Below are 227 nucleotides of genomic sequence, written 5' to 3'. Positions count from 1 at the left end.
TCTGTATCGATGAGCGAAAGTTTAAGTAACTCCGTTTCCATGAGTGAAAGCCTCAGTAACTCAGTCTCAATGAGTGAGAGCTTAAGTAATTCCGTCTCGATGAGCGAGAGTATAAGTAACTCAGTATCGATGAGCGAAAGTTTAAGTAACTCCGTTTCCATGAGTGAAAGCCTCAGTAACTCAGTCTCAATGAGTGAGAGCTTAAGTAATTCCGTCTCGATGAGTGA

1 protein-coding gene is annotated in these 227 nt (G+C 41.9%); it reads right to left on the bottom strand.

Going from position 1 to position 227, the window contains the following annotated elements; translation table 11 throughout:
* Nucleotides 1–227 (bottom strand): hypothetical protein (locus LMB56_RS01970; protein WP_229287857.1); only part of this gene is annotated, 227 nt, incomplete at both ends.

It is taken from the genome of Limosilactobacillus reuteri (genome assembly GCF_020785355.1).
Taxonomy (GTDB): Bacteria; Bacillota; Bacilli; order Lactobacillales; family Lactobacillaceae; genus Limosilactobacillus; species Limosilactobacillus reuteri_I.
This window is presented reverse-complemented; position numbering and strand designations above follow the sequence as displayed.